Below are 16,458 nucleotides of genomic sequence, written 5' to 3'. Positions count from 1 at the left end.
CGGCGCCGCAGCCCACCCGGTGCCGACGGTCATGTCCCGGCAATATCCTTGGGCATCGCGGATTGCATGGCGCCCCAGATATCCCGGCTTTCTTTACCGTAGCGGCGCACCAATTCAATCACTTGATCATAAAGCCCCGCGCGACACAGCGTCGCCAGTTGGCTATAAAAATTACGGGCCAGCTTGCGGGCCTGCGGATTCGTGAAATAATAACGCCCCGCCCGCAGATAAAGTCCTTTCAAGCCGTTAACAATCAGTCCGTAGATAGGATTACCGGAAGCGAATGCCAGACCGTGGAAAATACGGTAATCCATTTCGGTAAAGGCGTCGGCCTTATCCGCTTCCGCCTTATCATCCACCGTCGATGCCTGCGAGAGTACCGCCTGCGCTTTATCGGGATAGAGCGACACCGCCAGGCGGATAAAAATCGCGGCGATATTGGTGCGCACCGAGAGCAGATTATCGATGAGATGAGGCACGCTGTCATGGTCGAGCCGCGCCAGCGTTTCCAGAATATTCAGGCCCGACGTTTCCCAGACATTATTAACCCGGGTCGGCTTGCCGTGTTGGATCTTGAGCCAGCCGTCACGGGCTAATCGCTGTAGCACCTCGCGCAACGTAGTGCGGGTGACGCCGATAAGATCGGATAGTTCCCGCTCTGCGGGCAGGATGGAGACGGGCGGAAAGCGATTGTTCCAGATACTTTCAATCAGAAACTCTTCCGCGAAACCGGCAGGACTTTGCGCTTTGATGACCATATTCGTTTGTTCCATAGCAGCTTAACCATCCACATGCCTATCACCCTTTGCGAACGGGCGCGGTGACTCCATCATGAACAAGCGGGTTATTTTACCTCGACTGCCGCCGGCAGACTATAACCCATCTCCCGCTTATGGTGAACGGCGGCCAAAAGAGCGCTTTTTTGCGGTCCGGGTACGCGTGGATAACTTCAATAATAGTAAAACGGCGCGGCCTCCGGTGTGCCACCGGCGGAAAAGTCGCTGGTGTCTGTTGTTTTTTGATTTAGAATGCTCGTTTCACGCCACTTAACTGTTCTGGATAATCTTTTATGATGCGATCGTTAAACCGCTGCTCCAAGCACCGTGCAGCCTGGTTACTATTGGCACTCACCGCCTTCGCGCTGGAACTGGTCGCGCTTTATTTTCAGCATGTCATGCGGCTCAATCCCTGCGTGCTGTGTATTTATCAACGTTGCGCCCTGTATGGCGTCGTTGCCGCCGGGCTGGTAGGTGCCATCGCGCCCGCGACGCCGCTGCGTTTCGTCGTCCTGGCGCTATGGCTTTACAGCGCCTGGGAGGGCCTGCTGCTGGCGATGAAACACACCGATATTCAGTTGCATCCCTCCCCGTTCGTCACCTGCGATTTTTTCGTCAGTTTTCCTTCCTGGCTGCCGCTGGACAAGTGGCTGCCCTCGGTTTTCAGCGACTGCGCCGTGCGCCAATGGCATTTCCTGTCGCTGGAAATGCCGCAATGGATGATCGTCATCTTTGGCGCTTATCTGGCGGTAGCGGTCCTCATCCTGCTGGCACAATGTTTTCCCCCGCGCAAGCGCGACCTCTTTTCCCGCTGATGACAGCCTGTTGGCATGACGGCGTTACTACGCCGTCATACGCAGGCCATCGCGGCGCGGCAATCAGGTTTCATCGCCGCGCCAATAAGCTTCGACACACATTGCGCAGCCCGGTTTTGCCAGCCTTAGAAAGGCTCAATAGTAACGCGATGGCAAGATGTCATTAGCTAAATGGGATTAAACGGGTTCTTCCACGCAAAGGTTTTAGATCATTGGGTATTATTCCGTCATTGATAATCGACTCTTCCTGCCCTTTTTGCCTCGACATGACGCAATTTATTCATAATCGGCTTAGACTATTAAGAAATTAATAACTCATTGCTGTGTATATCCCCCTGGGGGGTTGCCCGTTGACGTTATCGTGAAGGCGAGACCAGTAAAACGCAGAGATTGGCCGCCAAGGGATGCTGGCGCCCAAAGCGGTGTCAGCCGCAAAATTACTGCAGTCGCCAGCGGTAGTAAAAATGACAGTCACGCTATCCGTGATCAGGAAACTCAGGTGGTCATTCCCCCGTACCCGGTCACCAAGCTTTAACACGAGGGCCACGCCGATACGTCTTCATTGGACCCGCTTTGCGTAACGAAAGCCTCGCGTCATTCGTGGCAATAACCGGGCTTTTGTTCATCCGGTAGCCCAATCGGGTTTGTTGAGAATATGGTCTTCCCAAGCGATGACCTCGCTTTCCCGGACCGCAATATGGCGCACTGAAATACGCTCGCCGTGCATTGCGGCCTTGGAGCCCGTGATCAGTGGATGCCAATGAGGTAACGCTTTGCCTTCATTGTGCAGCCGGTAGGCGCAGGTGGGTTGTAACCAGTTAAAAGCCACCAGGTTTTCACGGGTCAATTTTATGCAGTCCGGCTCATAAGCGAAACGGTTGGCATAATTCCGACACTGGCAGGTTTTTAAATTGAGCTGATTACAGGCAACATTGGTGAAATAAATTTCATCGGTATCGGCATCAATCAATTTATTCAGGCAGCAGCGCCCGCAACCATCGCACAGGGACTCCCACTCCTCATTGGACATTTCGGCCAGGGTTTTCGTCTGCCGAAAGGTGCGTTCAGGCATGGTGGTCTCCTAACGTGAATTAAGGGGTCGTTTTTATAATGCTTTTTCCCCCTCGGATGCAACTTTTTTTCGAGCAGGCGTTGTGACGACACTCGACCGCTTGGCGCGTTGGCTGAAGCGGGTGCTAAATAATACGCGTGGTAAGCTGATGTTGATTCAGGCTTAACGCCAGCACATCGCCTGACTTAAGCGCCGCTACCCCTTCCGGCGTTCCCGTAAGCACGATATCGCCGGGACGCAGGGTAAAGAAACGACTCATATAGGCAATCAGCGGCAGTATAGGATGGATCATGTCACGGGTATTACCCTGTTGCCGGACCCGATCGTTGACGGTTAGCGTCAAATCCGCCTGCTGCGGATCGCCGAATTCCGCCGCCGGGATAAAACCCGATATAGGGCAGGCGCCATCGAAGCCTTTTGCTTTTTCCCACGGCTGTCCCGCTTTTTTGAACTGCGCCTGCAGGTCGCGCAGCGTTAGATCCAGCGCGACGCCCACGCCGGCGATACCTTGCGCCACTTGTTGTTCGTTCGCCTGTTTAAGCGGCGCGCCAATCAAAATAGCCAGCTCCACCTCGTGGTGGACTTCACCCAGACCGCTCGGAATGACGATAGGCTGACGAATATCGCACAATGCGGTTTCAGGCTTAATAAACAGCACCGGTTCACTGGGGGTAGCGCTGCCCATTTCCTTAATATGATTACGATAATTACTGCCTACGCAGACCACTTTACTGACCGGATAATCCAGCAGTGCGCCATGCCAATTTCTGTGCTGATACATTGCTCTCTCCTGCAATCGTTAACACCCTGTTTACTTGTTTAACGTTGTTATCATACGCCAGACAACGCAAAGAGGTAGCCTTCTGGTGCTTTTCTTGTGTCGTGGGGACGGCGTGTCGCCCGCCACGATGGCGACGCGCTGGTGAAATGTAGGGCCACGGAGGGATGGCGGTGGTGAATTCCCATCATAAGAGCGCCGATTTGTCGGTCGAAAAAGCGCTGATTCCACCACCGGCAGCGGCGATGATGCGCATGTAAAGAGAACCCGCATACCCTGCGCACGGGGAATAGCAGAGCGGCCGGCGCTCGGCGGTAAGCGACTCATTGTCCGCCGCTGAATTGGCGGCCAGCCGGCCGGCGGTAATCGATAAAGGGCTCATTGTCCGCCGCTGGATTGGCGGCCAAGCGGCGGTCGTCCCGTACCGAACGTAAAACGCCCTGGGATTTTTGGTGAAAGACGGAGAGAAGGCATTAATATAAGTGACATTGTCACGTCATACCCGACCAATGTCGTTGCGCTAACAGTCGCGAAACAGTAGGTTGCGGCTGTAAGGGAAAACGGCAAAATTGATCTTGCCCCGCCATCTCCGTACAGCTTTTGTATCTTAAGTTAACGAAGCCCGCTGCCGCCGGTATTCTCTCGGAGAGTGATATCCCAGCGCGCTGTGCGGATGGTTTTCATTGTAATGCGTGAACGCTGCTGCAAGGTTTCGCAGGGCTGTTCTCGCATCCGGTTTTGGCATGAACTCGATATAGTCTTCCTTCATCGTCTTCACGAACCGTTCGGCCATGCCATTGCTCTGCGGGCTGCTCACCGCTGTTGTGCAGGGCTCCAGATCCAGTTCTCTGGCGAACCTCTGCGTTTCATGCGCGGTATACGCTGAACCGTTGTCCGTCAACCACTGCACCGCTGTATCGGGTAACCTGTCGCCGAAGCGCTTTTCTACCGACATCAGCATCACATCCTGCACGGTCGAACTGTCGTAGCCTACAGTGCTCGCAGACCAGTCTATGGCCTCTCTGTCGCAGCAGTCCAGTGCGAACGTGACCCGCAGTTTTTCACCGTTGTCGCAGCCGAACTCGAAGCCATCTGAACACCAGCGCATATCGCTTTCTGCCACCGCGATCCTGCCCTTATGCTCACGCCTCGGCCGCTCTGGTTTTCAATGTAATAACAGCAGGTTATGCTCACACATGATCCTGTAAAGTCGTTTCGCATTTACCGGCGTCAGTCCCTCTGCGCGACGTTGTTTACACAGGATGCCCCACACCCGCCGATAGCCGTAGCTGGGCATATCGCTGATGATGTCGAGGATGTCCGACAGTATTTCAGCGTCTGCTTCGTCATTACGCCGGTTACAGCGCCTGTCCTGCCAGTCGGCAGAACGCTTAATCCGCAGTGACAGCGGCGCACGCGACACGCTCATGGCGCGGCTGACCTGTGCTATTCCCCGGCCTTTGGCAACAAGGGCGCGTGCGCTATCCATTTTCGTGACTGGCCGTACTCCACGGCTTCTTTTAGGATCTCAACCTCCATCGTCTTCTTACCCAGAAGGCGCTGGAGCTCCCGGACCTGCTTCAATGCAGCTGCAAGCTCAGAGGCAGGAACAACGTCCTCCCCGGCAGTGAGGCTGCCTTCCTGATATTGCTTTTTCCACTTAAACAGCAGGCTGGGCTGGATACCGTGCAGTCGTGCGAGATGGGAGACATTCATGCCGGGCTCCATCCTCTGCTGAATAATGGCCATTTTTTCCTGAGGAGTTTTACGTTTACGGACTTCTTGACCTAACAGGATCCCGGTCATATCAAAATTGGCGTTAGTGTTAGACATATATTCAAGCCTATCTCTTATCTGGAGATACAGCTACTGTCTGGTGTTTCAGGGGGCTAAATCAGGAAAACGGCAAAATCGCCTCGGGCATAATTGATTCAGCCATCAGGATGAGACGGTGGTTATTCCGCCGCGTAAATACATGGGTTAATGATCAGGTTTTTTTTCGGCATGTTGATGCTGGGTCAATAAATTTTCCACTGGCGGATGGACTTGAAGATAGAACCCTTGCTGTTTAAGTAATTCTTTTACTTTTCCTATATCCGCAGAAGCCAGTTTTTTGCTACCGTCTAAGGGTAAAATCATTGAGAATAGCGGTTTGCCGAAGTGCGCCATTAAGTCGGCCGGGACGCGGGTGAAATCCTCTCGCCTTTCGACAAAAAGATAGGTTTGATCCTGTTTTGAACTTCGATAGATCACACAAAACATATTTTTTACTCTGTTTACGTGGTCTGGTGTCTTGCCTGTATGTAGCGGTAACTATAACATGTATGCAGTACTACGGAATATCGCCTCCCGTAACGAAACGGGGAATTACACGTGCTAAGACTGAGTCAGGATAGATGTCGCAAACGCCAATTGAGTTGAAAGGCAGTAATTTTACTTTATCGGTAATTCATGTGCATGATGCGCAGCCAGAGGAAATCCGTCGGGCGATAGAAGAAAAAGTCGAACAAGCACCTGGATTTTTGAAAAATGCGCCGGTGGTCATCAACGTCGCCGGTCTTGGTCGTGACACCCCCTGGAAGGACGTGTCGCAGGCGGTGTTGGCCACCGGTTTGCACATTGTCGGCGTCAGTGGCTGCAGCGACAGTAAACTCAAACAGGCGATCGTACGCAGCGGGCTGCCGCTACTGACCGAAGGCAAAGCGCCGAAGCGCAGCGTCGCTGAGGTGCCCGCCCCGGCGCCGGCGGCGGTCAAAACGCGCCTTATCAACACGCCGGTGCGCTCCGGGCAACAAATTTACGCCCGCAACAGCGATCTGATTGTCACCAGCAGCGTCAGCGCAGGCGCCGAGCTTATCGCCGACGGCAATATTCATATTTATGGCATGATGCGGGGCCGCGCGCTGGCCGGTGCGTCGGGCGACGGAGAGTGCCAGATTTTCTGTACCCATCTCTCCCCCGAACTCGTATCAATTGCTGGCCAGTATTGGCTGAGCGATCAAATACCGGCCGCGTTTGCAGGAAAAGCCGCGCGTTTATGTCTGCAGGACGGCACGCTTACCATTCATCCTTTAATTTAGCCCTTGACAAGGAATCCATTTATGGCTCGCATTATAGTTGTTACTTCGGGTAAAGGGGGCGTTGGCAAGACCACATCGAGCGCGGCCATCGCTACCGGTTTAGCCCGCAAAGGAAAGAAAACCGTAGTGATCGATTTCGATATCGGGCTGCGAAATCTTGATTTGATCATGGGCTGTGAACGCCGGGTGGTCTATGACTTTGTCAATGTCATCCAGGGGGATGCTACGCTGAATCAGGCGCTGATTAAAGATAAACGGACGGAAAATTTATATATTTTGCCGGCGTCCCAAACGCGGGATAAAGATGCCCTGACCCGAGAGGGCGTGGAAAAGGTGTTGAATGATTTAGGCACCATGGAATTCGATTTTGTCGTCTGCGATTCACCGGCCGGTATTGAAACCGGTGCCCTGATGGCGCTGTATTTTGCCGATGAATCCATTATCACCACCAACCCCGAAGTCTCGTCGGTGCGTGACTCCGACCGTATTTTGGGCATCCTGTCCTCCAAATCGCGCCGCGCCGAAAATGGCCTGGAGCCGATTAAAGAGCACCTGCTGCTGACCCGCTACAATCCCGGACGCGTCAACCGCGGCGACATGCTCAGCATGGAAGATGTGATTGATATTTTGCGCATTCCTCTGGTAGGTGTGATCCCTGAGGATCAATCGGTGTTACGGGCTTCCAACCAGGGTGAGCCGGTAATTCTCGATGAGGAATCTGATGCTGGCCAAGCCTATTCAGATATGGTTGATCGCCTGTTAGGAGAAGAACGTCCCTTCCGCTTCATCGAAGAAGAGAAGAAGGGATTCCTGAAACGCCTGTTTGGGGGATAAACCATGGCATTGCTAGACTTTTTTCTCTCCCGTAAAAAAACGACAGCCAATATAGCCAAGGAACGGCTGCAGATCATCGTGGCCGAGCGGCGCAGAGGCGATAACGAACCGCACTATCTACCGCAGCTGAAACGTGACCTGCTTGAGGTCATCAGCAAATATGTGCAAATCGACCCCGAAATGCTCTCGGTGCAGCTGGAGAAAAAGGATGGGGATATCTCCATCCTGGAGCTGAACGTGACCCTGCCGGAAACGGAAGAAAGCACCAAATAGCCGTCGGCGCCTGACGCCCCTCCTGCCCGCCGGCAGGAGGTCAGCGCCATTCACTCATGCCTGGCGTCCGCGCCCCCTGCCTTTAGAGGTGCGTTTCGCCCTCGTGCTGACCTAATTTCGCCCGTAATTCCGTGCCAAACAGCGCGCCGCGCCAGCCGCTGATTAATTCCGGCTCTCGCGCAGGCGGCGTTACCCCCCATGCCACGCTGATTAAATGGTTAATCTGACGACGCGACGCCAGCAGTTCGCCGCTCAGCCCCGTCTTGGTGGCCGTCAGTTGAATCTGCTCTTTCAGCGCTTTGAACATCTGCCGATAGCCGGGACTGTCGATAAGGTTCAATACCGGTGCGGGCAAGGCCTCGTCCGGCAGGTCCTGCGCCTCTTGCACTTTGTCCAGTAGGGACCGGCCGTGGTAGCGGATTTCGGGCCCGCTCAGGCCAAGCTGCTCCAATTCGCCAAGGGACCCCGGCATATAGCGCGCCACCTGCCACAGATGCTCTTCGCGGACGACGAAATTGACCGCCATATCACGCTCGCGGGCCTTGTTCAGCCGCCAGCTGGCCAGGCGCTGCAGACACGCCAGTTGGCGCGTGCACAGTTGCCAGGCGTTAGCGATATCCCGATAGGCCAGTTCATGATCGGTTACCTCACGGCGCCGCTGACAGAGGGCCTCGCACTCTTGGCCGGCCTGCGACCACCAGCCTGCCTGCTGTGTTTCGGCTATCAGCTTATGCGCCATCGGCAGCAGCCAATACACATCGGCGGCGGCATAGTCACATTGCCGTTCAGTCAAGGGACGCGCGAGCCAGTCGGTACGGGATTCGGTTTTATCCAGCGTAACCTCTAATGTTTCCGCTACCAGCACGGCGAAACCGCAAGAAAGTGCGCGGCCGGTAAAAGCGGCCAGAACTTGGGTGTCGATCATCGGCACCGGCATCTGGCCAAAGCTATGCCAAAACACTTCCAAATCCTCGCTGCAGGCGTGCAGCAATTTGGTCACCGGCTTATCCGCCAGGAGATCTATAAACGGTTGCCAATCGGAAATAGCCAGCGGATCGATAAGCGTTAGCGCCTCGCCATCAAACATCTGAATCAAGCCCAACTGGGGATAATAAGTGCGGGTACGTACAAATTCGGTATCCACCGCCACCCAGCGGTGCTGACGGGCTTGCTGACATCTTTCATCTAAGGTCTGATCCGTGGTAATCAATTGATAATCCAACGCAACTCTCTCTTTTTCGGCGTGATGTGAGAAAAAATGACGGGCGCGCGTGGATATTCGCGACGCCGTGTAAGCCGCTAAGGGGCCGGAGCCCGGCCACGCCTGGCAACGATGGCGATGGCAGTCACCACCGGCGTTGCCGGGGAGCCAACCGTCGGCCCGGCGAGCCCTAAGCGCGGATGCAACCGGACCGTGACGCCGGCATTACGGCGCTTAGTCCGACAGTACGGTGTCGACCCGCGTGTCGCCGTAATAACCGCCCCGGGCCGTAGCCGGGCCCCCACGGGGAGCCATAGCGGTAATCCCAGCCCCACGGTCCGAACGGGGGGGCCCCATGGGCGCTTCAACCTGGCGCACCACACGCCAGCGTTTATAGCCATTCACCTGCATGACCATGTAGGTGTACTCCGCTTTATCGATATGCCCTTTTTCCGTACCGGTGATCGGGCCGACAACCGTAATCCACTGGCCTTTCAGGTCGGAGGGTTCGACAAAACCGTTGATTTGGGCAATGATGCGACTGACGGCCGGTGCATCAGAGGCACGGCGCCATCATCCAGCGGAACAGTGGCGATTTCCAGCCGGGTGCGCCCGGTTTCGTTGGTGACTTTGACCACTTTACCCCCGAAGCGCCCTTCCTGACCGATATACAGCTGCGGAGCATTCATCACCCGCACCAAATCATCCTGCGGCGTCGGGGACGTGCCACGGACAGCCTCCGGCAACGTCACGCACCCGGCAAGCGTTAAAATCGCCGCCATGAAGCCAACCGGCACCAGCCGGCGAATCGATACAGGTAACGCTTTTGGGCTGAACATAGTGCTTGATCTCGTTAATAAACTTACTACTTTGACCCGCCGCGGCCGGATAAGTTTAGCGCTCAGCCCGGCCGGGTGATTTTTTCCAGGCCACTTCGTTGCGTAAATAGGTGGGTTCGGCAAGCGCCACCGATTGAGCGCCGCCGTGGTGGTAATGATGCAGCGCCAGCGGTAACATATCTCGCGCGCTCGGCAACAACGTGTGCCCCGCCACTAGCGCCAAGCCTTCATGATGAAGCAGCGTCGGATAGGTCTGCCAGCCGGTGCCGGCGGTGGCCCAGCAGCCAGACAGGCTCGCGCCCAGCGCCGCCACCGCCTCGGGCGCCGCCACCGCTTCGCGCTCCTCACCCAGCCAAACGCCCGCTTGGCGTTGATAGGGCGCCAAATACACTTCACCCATGCGCGCATCAATGGCGGTCAATACCTGACAAACACCGGTCTGGCGCCAGGCGCCTTCCGCCAGCGCCGCCAGCGTGGACACGCCGATAAGCGGCAGATTGGCCCCCAACGCCAGTCCCTGCGCGATGCCGATACCGATGCGTACGCCGGTAAAGCTGCCGGGGCCGCGGCCGAACGCCAGCGCATCCAGGCTTTTAAGCGTAATACCGGCCTCCGCCAGCAGGCTGTCCACCATGGGCAGGATCCGCTGCGTGTGCTCTCGAGGGGCAAGGGTAAAGCGCTCCAGCAGCACTTCGTCGTCGAGCATCAGCGCGGCGGAACAGGCTTCGGTCGCGGTATCAAGGGCTAAAATGCGGGTAGACATGCCAAACCTCAGGCGGGAACAATAAGAACTTTAACGGGCGTTTATGATAACACACCCGCTGCGACAAGGGGATACGGCGCTCAGGCGTCGGTCAGAAAAGCGATAGTGCGCTCCAGCGAACGGGTGCGGCGCGCGGGCGGCAGGCTTTGCAGAAAAACCTTGCCGTACGGGCGGGTCACCAGTCGATGATCGCAGATAATCAACACGCCGCGGTCATCGCTGTCGCGTATTAACCTGCCGACGCCCTGCTTCAGGGCGATGACCGCCTCCGGGATCTGCACCTCGGCGAACGGATCGCTGCCGCGCAGCTGGCAATCCTCAATACGGGCCTTCAGCAGCGGATCATCCGGCGCGGTAAACGGCAGTTTATCAATGATGACGCAGGACAGGACATCGCCGCACACGTCCACCCCTTCCCAAAAACTGTTGGTGGCCACCAGAACCGCGTTACCGGCGTCCACAAACTGGCGCAGAATCTCGCGCTTGCTGGTTTCGCCTTGTACCAGCACCGGCAAGGTCAGCGAAGCGCGAAATTCCACCGCCAGATCGCGCATCATCTGATGCGAGGTACACAGAAAGAAACAGCGGCCGCGGTTGGCGATAATCACCGGCAACAGCATCCGCGCCAGTTTTTGCGCCGCGCCGCGCTCCCGTGGTTCCGGCAAAAAGCGCGGCACGCACAGCAGCGCCTGGGCGGCATAATCAAACGGGCTGGCAAGCAGGAGTGAATTGGCGTTCTCAAGCCCCAAACGCTGGGTGAAATGGTCTAATTTGTCATTCACCGACAGGGTCGCCGAGGTGAAGATCCAGGTGCCGGCCTTTTCCGCCATCACTTCATGAAAACGGTGAGAAACCGACAGCGGTGTCAACGCCAGCAGAAAATGACGCGCGTTACATTCGTACCAATAGCTGAATCCCGGCTCGCTGGTATTGCGCAGGCGTTTGAGCCGGGCGCGGTAAAGTGTCGCGCGTTCAAACGCGGCATCCAGCAGCGCCGAGCGGCCCAGCGCCAGCTTCGCCACGTCATGGCACAGTTCCAGCGCATCATCCAGCAGCACCAGCGCGCGTTGCACCGCCGGCTGCGCCAGAACGTCGCGCAGATTACCGCGAAACCCCGGTTCCCCCAGCGCCAGGCGAAAATCCTGGGCGCGGAACGAAAGCTGGTCGGCGCTCTTTTGCAACTGTGCCATATCGCGCACATCGGTCCGGTAGGCCAGCGTCATATCGCTCGCCAAATCCAGCATATGACGGCTGGTCAGTTGCTGGTCGAAATAGTGGCTGGCGATATCCGGCAGCTGATGCGCTTCGTCGAAAATCATCACATCGCCGCGGGGGATAAGCTCCCCGAAACCGCTTTCCTTGACCACCATGTCCGCCAGGAACAGATGATGATTGACCACCACGATATCCGCGTCCATGGCCCGGAGGCGCGCCTTGACCACAAAGCACGCTTTGTATTCGGGACAATCGCTGCCGAGGCAATTATCGTTAGTGCTGGTCACCAACGGCCAGATAGGGCTGTCTTCGGGTAAGCCGCCGCAGTTATCGATGTCGCCATCTTCGGTTTGCGACGCACAGGCGCGTACCTGACTCAGCGCATCGAGCGTTTCCGGCGTCAGCGCGCCGCCCGCCGCCGCGTGCTGCGCCATCCGTTCCAGGCACAGGTAGTTGGCGCGCCCTTTCAGCAGGGCCAGCTGTCCGCGATAATACAGCGCCTGCGCAATACGCGGCAGATCCCGGGCGTATAGCTGATCCTGCAGCGCCTTCGAGCCGGTGGAAATGATCACTTTTTTATCGGCGCGCAGGGCGGGTACCAGATAGGCATAAGTCTTGCCCGTGCCCGTGCCGGCCTCCACCACCAGCGGTTGCTGCGCGCCGATGGCGTCACGAATGGCTTCAGCCATGAGGCGCTGGGACTCCCTCGGTTTGAAACCGTTCAGAGCTTTCGCCAGCACGCCTTGAGGCATAAAATCGTCTGTCACATTCTCTCCCGCGCACGCGCGTTGCCCTGTTTTACCTACCACGCCCAAACGGCCCTGGTTCGTCGTCATGCGTAAGCGCATCCGCCATCGCCATCGGGCAGCTGGGCTTCCCGCGCCGGTATGGTATGCTGTTGTTTTCACTCAACCACTGAAAGGAAATGCAATGACCATCCAGCGTATTGATGCCGGCGCCCGTATGTCCGATGCGGTGATTCACCATCAAACCCTCTATTACACCAGCGTGGCGGCGGATGCCGCGCTTGATGAAGACATTACCGGCCAGACCCGCAGCGCGCTTGCCGCTGTCGACGCCATGCTAGCACGTTGCAATACCGATAAACGCCGCCTGGTGGATGCCACTATTTTCCTGCCTGACGCGGCGGATTTCGCCGCGATGAATGCGGTATGGGATAACTGGGTCGAGGCCGGCAGCGCGCCGGTGCGCTGCACGGTTCAGGCGGGCCTGATGAATCCGCGCTATAAAATCGAAATCCAAATCGTCGCCACGTTGTCATAACGGCCAACCACCCTGCGCTTAATCATCATCGGGGTTGCTATCATAGGGATCCGTCTCGGCACGCGCCGACGGCGTCTCATGCGCTTCGGTATCGCCCTCTTCCTCCCAGCGCAGGGGGACCCTTTCGCCGGTGTGGTCGACGCGCAATTCGCGTGCCACCTGTGCTATCGCCGCGCCGCTGCTCATTCCTTCGGCCATTAACGCCTGGATCCGCTCTACGGCCTGTTGCTGCTGCTCATGGGTCAACGCGGGCATATCGTTTAACATAGTTGTCTCTGGGTAACGGCGATTGAGCCGATTATCTCATGACCCGGCCGGTTACGCCATGGCGTGGATTTATGCTAGGATCGCGCCATAAATCACCACGTACGCGGGCAGGATGCCGACGCCGCGACTATCGGGAACAGAGGCTTAGCCATGCAGCCACAACTGACAGCATTACCCTACCGGCCAGATGCCGTGCTGGACTATTTTACCCCTTTGGCTGACCAGCCCTGGTCGATGCTGCTGCATTCCGGTCATAGCGACCATCCAGACAGCCGTTACGATATCCTGGTGGCCGGGCCGGCGGTGACGCTTGTCATGCGTGACGGTGTCACTGAAATAGTCCGGGGGGACATGTGCGAGTGTCTGGATGACGACCCCTTTGCGCTGGTGCAACAGCAGCTGGCGGCGGCAGGCATGATGGCGTCGCCGGACGCGGACTTACCGTTTCAGGGCGGGGCGCTGGGGTTTTTTGGCTATGATCTTGCCCGTGGCATCGAAACTTTACCGGTATTGGCGCAACAAGATCTCCCGCTGCCGGAAATGGCGATTGGGATTTACCGCTGGGCGGTGGTGGCCGACCATCTGCGCCGCACGCTGACGCTGGTCAGCCACGACGATCCCGCCTCCATACTTGCCCGGTTGACCGCTGCGGCGCCCCCGTCGCCCGCGCCGTTTCACTTGCTCGGTCCCTGGCGCGCCAATATGACCCGCGCCGACTATGGCGACAAATTCCGGCTGGTGCAGCGGCACCTGTTGGCGGGTGACTGCTATCAAGTCTGTCTATCACAGCGTTTCAGCGCCCCCTGCGATGGCGATGAATGGCCGGCGTTCCGACTCTTGCTGGACCATAACCGGGCGCCCTTCTCGGCGTTCATCCGCCTGGCGAACCAGGCGGTGCTCAGTTTGTCGCCGGAACGTTTCCTGCGCCTGCGCGACGGCGCGATCCAGACCCGCCCCATTAAAGGAACGTTACCCCGGCTGGCCGCTTCCGCCAAAGATCAGGCGGAAAATCTGATGATAGTAGACTTGTTGCGCAACGACATCGGCCGCGTGGCTCAGCCCGGCAGCGTGCGCGTGCCGTCGCTGTTTGCCATCGAGACGTTTACAGCGGTGCATCATCTGGTCAGCACCATCACCGCCGTTTTGCCGGACGATCGCAGCCCTTGCGATCTGCTGCGCGCCTGCTTTCCCGGTGGCTCCATTACCGGCGCTCCAAAGGAGCTAGCAATGGAAATTATCGAAAGGCTGGAACCGCAGCGTCGTAGTGCCTGGTGCGGCAGCATCGGTTATATCAGCTGTTGCGGCGCGATGGACACCAATATCGCCATTCGTACGCTGCTGGTCGCAGACCGGCACATTCACTGCTCTGTCGGCGGCGGTCTGGTCGCCGACAGCGACGAAGAAGCGGAATACCAGGAGACGCTGGCGAAAGTGGCCTCGCTCCTGCCGTTGCTGGAACGGCTGCATGCCTGACTCTGTGATAGCGCGACCGCTGCGGCTGACGGAGTTTATCACCCGTTTCCAATTGCTGCTACCGGATACCCGCCACGCTACCTACCACCGCCGGCAGGCGGCGGTGCTGGTTCCGATTATCTGTCATGCCACGCCGACGCTGTTGCTCACTCGCCGCGCGGCGTCTTTGCGCAAACACGCCGGTCAGGTCGCATTTCCCGGCGGTAGCGCCGATGCAAGCGACGCTTCCGCCGTCGCCACCGCGTTGCGCGAGGCGCAAGAAGAAGTCGCTATCGATCCGCGTCAGGTCCAGGTGCTGGGAAAACTACCGCCGGTGGACAGCAGCAGCGGCTTTCAGGTCACCCCCATCGTGGGCCTGCTGCCCGTTGCCTTATAAAATTTAAAGGAGAGCAATTGTGATCAGCGTTTTCGATATGTTCAAAATTGGTATCGGTCCGTCCAGTTCCCATACGGTAGGCCCGATGAAGGCCGGTAAACAATTTGTGGACGATTTGGTCGAAAAACATCTGCTGACGTCCGTGACGCGTATCGCCGTCGAGGTTTACGGCTCACTGGCATTGACCGGCAAGGGGCACCATACCGATCAGGCAATCATTCTCGGCCTGGCCGGCAATAGCCCCGATACGGTGGCCATCGACGCGACCCCGGCGTTTTTACGCGACGTGGCCGAGCGTGAACGGCTGATGTTGGCGGGAACGCCGCGTGAGGTGGATTTTCCGCGCGAAGGCGGCATGGTGTTTCACCATACCAATCTGGCGCGGCACGAAAACGGACTGCGCATCCACGCTTTCGCCGGGGAGAGCGGCGTCTACAGCCAGACCTATTATTCAATAGGCGGCGGATTTATCGTCGAGGAAGCGCAGTTCGGCCTCGAGACGACCAGCGAGCTCAGCGTGCCTTACCCCTTCAACAGCGCCCAGCAACTGCTGGATCACTGCCGGGATACTGCCTTGTCGGTTTCCGGTCTGGTATTGCGCAACGAACTCGCGCTGCACGATCGTGCGGTGATAGACCGCTATTTTGCCAGCGTCTGGCAAACCATGCGCGCCTGTATCGATCGCGGTATGAATACCGAGGGCGTGCTGCCGGGGCCGCTGCGGGTGCCGCGCCGCGCCGTCGCGCTCAGGAGGATGTTGACAGCCGGCGATAAGCACTCCACCGATCCCATGCAGGTGGTGGACTGGGTCAATATGTTCGCCCTGGCGGTCAATGAAGAAAATGCCGCCGGCGGGCGGGTCGTCACCGCTCCCACCAACGGCGCCTGCGGCATCGTGCCTGCGGTCCTGGCTTACTACGACCACTTTATCGAACCCGTATCGGCGGATATCTGGCTGCGGTATTTCCTCGCCAGCGGCGCTGTCGGGATTTTGTACAAAATGAACGCCTCGATTTCAGGCGCCGAAGTCGGCTGTCAGGGTGAGGTGGGCGTGGCCTGTTCCATGGCGGCGGCCGGACTGACGGAGCTGATGGGCGGCAGTCCGGAACAGGTGTGCGTTGCGGCGGAGATCGGTATGGAGCACAATCTCGGACTGACCTGCGACCCGGTGGGCGGCCAGGTGCAGGTGCCGTGCATCGAGCGTAACGCTATCGCCGCGGTGAAGGCGATCAATGCCTCCCGCATGGCGCTGCGTCGCACCAGCGCGCCGCGGGTATCGCTTGATAAGGTGATCGAAACCATGTACGAAACCGGCAAGGACATGAATGCAAAATACCGTGAAACATCGCGCGGCGGCCTTGCTATCAAGGTGCAGTGTGACTGAGAGGCACAACTGCTGAGCCCGTAAGCGT

Annotated in this window: 14 protein-coding genes and 4 pseudogenes; 8 read left to right on the top strand and 10 right to left on the bottom strand. The window is 57.7% G+C overall.

What is annotated here, in order from left to right:
- Positions 1–29 precede the first annotated feature (29 nt).
- Positions 30–758 carry a fatty acid metabolism transcriptional regulator FadR gene (gene fadR / locus JZM24_RS14655; protein WP_215671211.1) on the bottom strand — a complete coding sequence of 243 codons (729 nt, stop codon included), beginning with the start codon at positions 756–758 and terminating at the stop codon, positions 30–32.
- Between the two features lie 311 nt (positions 759–1,069).
- Between fadR and dsbB the strand changes: the two genes are divergently transcribed.
- Entirely contained in the window at positions 1,070–1,591 is a 522-nt protein-coding gene (dsbB, locus tag JZM24_RS14650) for a disulfide bond formation protein DsbB (RefSeq protein WP_215670578.1), read from the top strand.
- A 622-nt stretch (positions 1,592–2,213) separates the two neighbouring features.
- Here the strand turns inward: dsbB and ycgN are convergent.
- From ycgN to JZM24_RS14630, 4 genes and pseudogenes are all read right to left on the bottom strand, one after another.
- Positions 2,214–2,663, bottom strand: coding sequence for a cysteine cluster protein YcgN (gene ycgN, locus JZM24_RS14645; protein ID WP_215670576.1), 450 nt, complete (start codon positions 2,661–2,663; stop codon positions 2,214–2,216).
- A 124-nt stretch (positions 2,664–2,787) separates the two neighbouring features.
- Positions 2,788–3,444 carry a fumarylacetoacetate hydrolase family protein gene (locus tag JZM24_RS14640; protein WP_215670574.1) on the bottom strand — a complete coding sequence of 219 codons (657 nt, stop codon included), beginning with the start codon at positions 3,442–3,444 and terminating at the stop codon, positions 2,788–2,790.
- Between the two features lie 604 nt (positions 3,445–4,048).
- A pseudogene (locus JZM24_RS14635) lies at positions 4,049–5,247 on the bottom strand (IS3 family transposase).
- A gap of 174 nt (positions 5,248–5,421) precedes the next feature.
- Complete coding sequence (locus tag JZM24_RS14630; RefSeq protein WP_215670572.1) at positions 5,422–5,703, bottom strand: YcgL domain-containing protein; 282 nt, start codon at positions 5,701–5,703, stop codon at positions 5,422–5,424.
- A gap of 134 nt (positions 5,704–5,837) precedes the next feature.
- Between JZM24_RS14630 and minC the strand changes: the two genes are divergently transcribed.
- From minC to minE, 3 genes are read left to right on the top strand one after another with little or no spacing between them, the layout of a single operon-like run.
- Positions 5,838–6,521, top strand: a complete 684-nt coding sequence (gene minC, locus JZM24_RS14625) for a septum site-determining protein MinC (RefSeq protein ID WP_215670570.1) — start codon at positions 5,838–5,840, stop codon at positions 6,519–6,521.
- A 21-nt stretch (positions 6,522–6,542) separates the two neighbouring features.
- Positions 6,543–7,355 (top strand): septum site-determining protein MinD, encoded by an 813-nt coding sequence (minD, locus tag JZM24_RS14620; protein WP_215670569.1) that lies wholly within the window; start codon positions 6,543–6,545, stop codon positions 7,353–7,355.
- Between the two features lie 3 nt (positions 7,356–7,358).
- Entirely contained in the window at positions 7,359–7,628 is a 270-nt protein-coding gene (minE, locus tag JZM24_RS14615; RefSeq protein ID WP_025245067.1) for a cell division topological specificity factor MinE, read from the top strand.
- Between the two features lie 82 nt (positions 7,629–7,710).
- Here minE and rnd read toward each other — a convergent pair whose 3' ends face one another.
- The 4 genes and pseudogenes from rnd to yoaA form a co-directional block, all read right to left on the bottom strand.
- A complete protein-coding gene (rnd, locus tag JZM24_RS14610; protein ID WP_215670567.1) occupies positions 7,711–8,850 on the bottom strand; it encodes a ribonuclease D in 1,140 nt (379 codons plus the stop codon).
- 213 nt (positions 8,851–9,063) lie between these two features.
- Positions 9,064–9,611 (bottom strand): annotated as a pseudogene (locus JZM24_RS14605) (Slp family lipoprotein).
- 112 nt (positions 9,612–9,723) lie between these two features.
- Positions 9,724–10,431, bottom strand: a complete 708-nt coding sequence (gene tsaB, locus JZM24_RS14600; protein WP_215670565.1) for a tRNA (adenosine(37)-N6)-threonylcarbamoyltransferase complex dimerization subunit type 1 TsaB — start codon at positions 10,429–10,431, stop codon at positions 9,724–9,726.
- 80 nt (positions 10,432–10,511) lie between these two features.
- Positions 10,512–12,413 (bottom strand): DNA repair helicase YoaA, encoded by a 1,902-nt coding sequence (yoaA, locus tag JZM24_RS14595; RefSeq protein ID WP_215670563.1) that lies wholly within the window; start codon positions 12,411–12,413, stop codon positions 10,512–10,514.
- 163 nt (positions 12,414–12,576) lie between these two features.
- Here yoaA and JZM24_RS14590 point away from each other — a divergent pair, with 163 nt between their 5' ends.
- Complete coding sequence (locus JZM24_RS14590) at positions 12,577–12,930, top strand: RidA family protein (RefSeq protein WP_215670561.1); 354 nt, start codon at positions 12,577–12,579, stop codon at positions 12,928–12,930.
- Positions 12,931–13,020: 90 nt separating this feature from the next.
- On the opposite strand, the pseudogene JZM24_RS14585 reads toward JZM24_RS14590, so the two are convergent.
- Positions 13,021–13,197: pseudogene (locus JZM24_RS14585) on the bottom strand (YoaH family protein); the annotation flags it as partial.
- A gap of 150 nt (positions 13,198–13,347) precedes the next feature.
- On the opposite strand from JZM24_RS14585, the gene pabB reads away from it, so the two are divergent.
- The 3 genes and pseudogenes from pabB (at position 13,348) to JZM24_RS14570 (ending at position 16,430) form a co-directional block, all read left to right on the top strand.
- Positions 13,348–14,670, top strand: coding sequence for an aminodeoxychorismate synthase component I (gene pabB / locus JZM24_RS14580; RefSeq protein ID WP_215670557.1), 1,323 nt, complete (start codon positions 13,348–13,350; stop codon positions 14,668–14,670).
- A pseudogene (locus JZM24_RS14575) lies at positions 14,663–15,031 on the top strand (CoA pyrophosphatase); the annotation flags it as partial. The gene pabB and the pseudogene JZM24_RS14575, both read left to right, overlap by 8 nt.
- A gap of 34 nt (positions 15,032–15,065) precedes the next feature.
- Positions 15,066–16,430 carry an L-serine ammonia-lyase gene (locus JZM24_RS14570; protein ID WP_215670553.1) on the top strand — a complete coding sequence of 455 codons (1,365 nt, stop codon included), beginning with the start codon at positions 15,066–15,068 and terminating at the stop codon, positions 16,428–16,430.
- The last annotated feature ends 28 nt before the right edge of the window (positions 16,431–16,458 follow it).

The sequence above is a fragment of the Candidatus Sodalis endolongispinus genome, assembly GCF_018777395.1.
GTDB classification, from domain to species: Bacteria; Pseudomonadota; Gammaproteobacteria; order Enterobacterales; family Enterobacteriaceae; genus Sodalis_B; species Sodalis_B endolongispinus.
The sequence above is the reverse complement of the archived record's forward strand: the minus strand, read 5'-3'. Positions and strand labels throughout refer to the sequence as shown.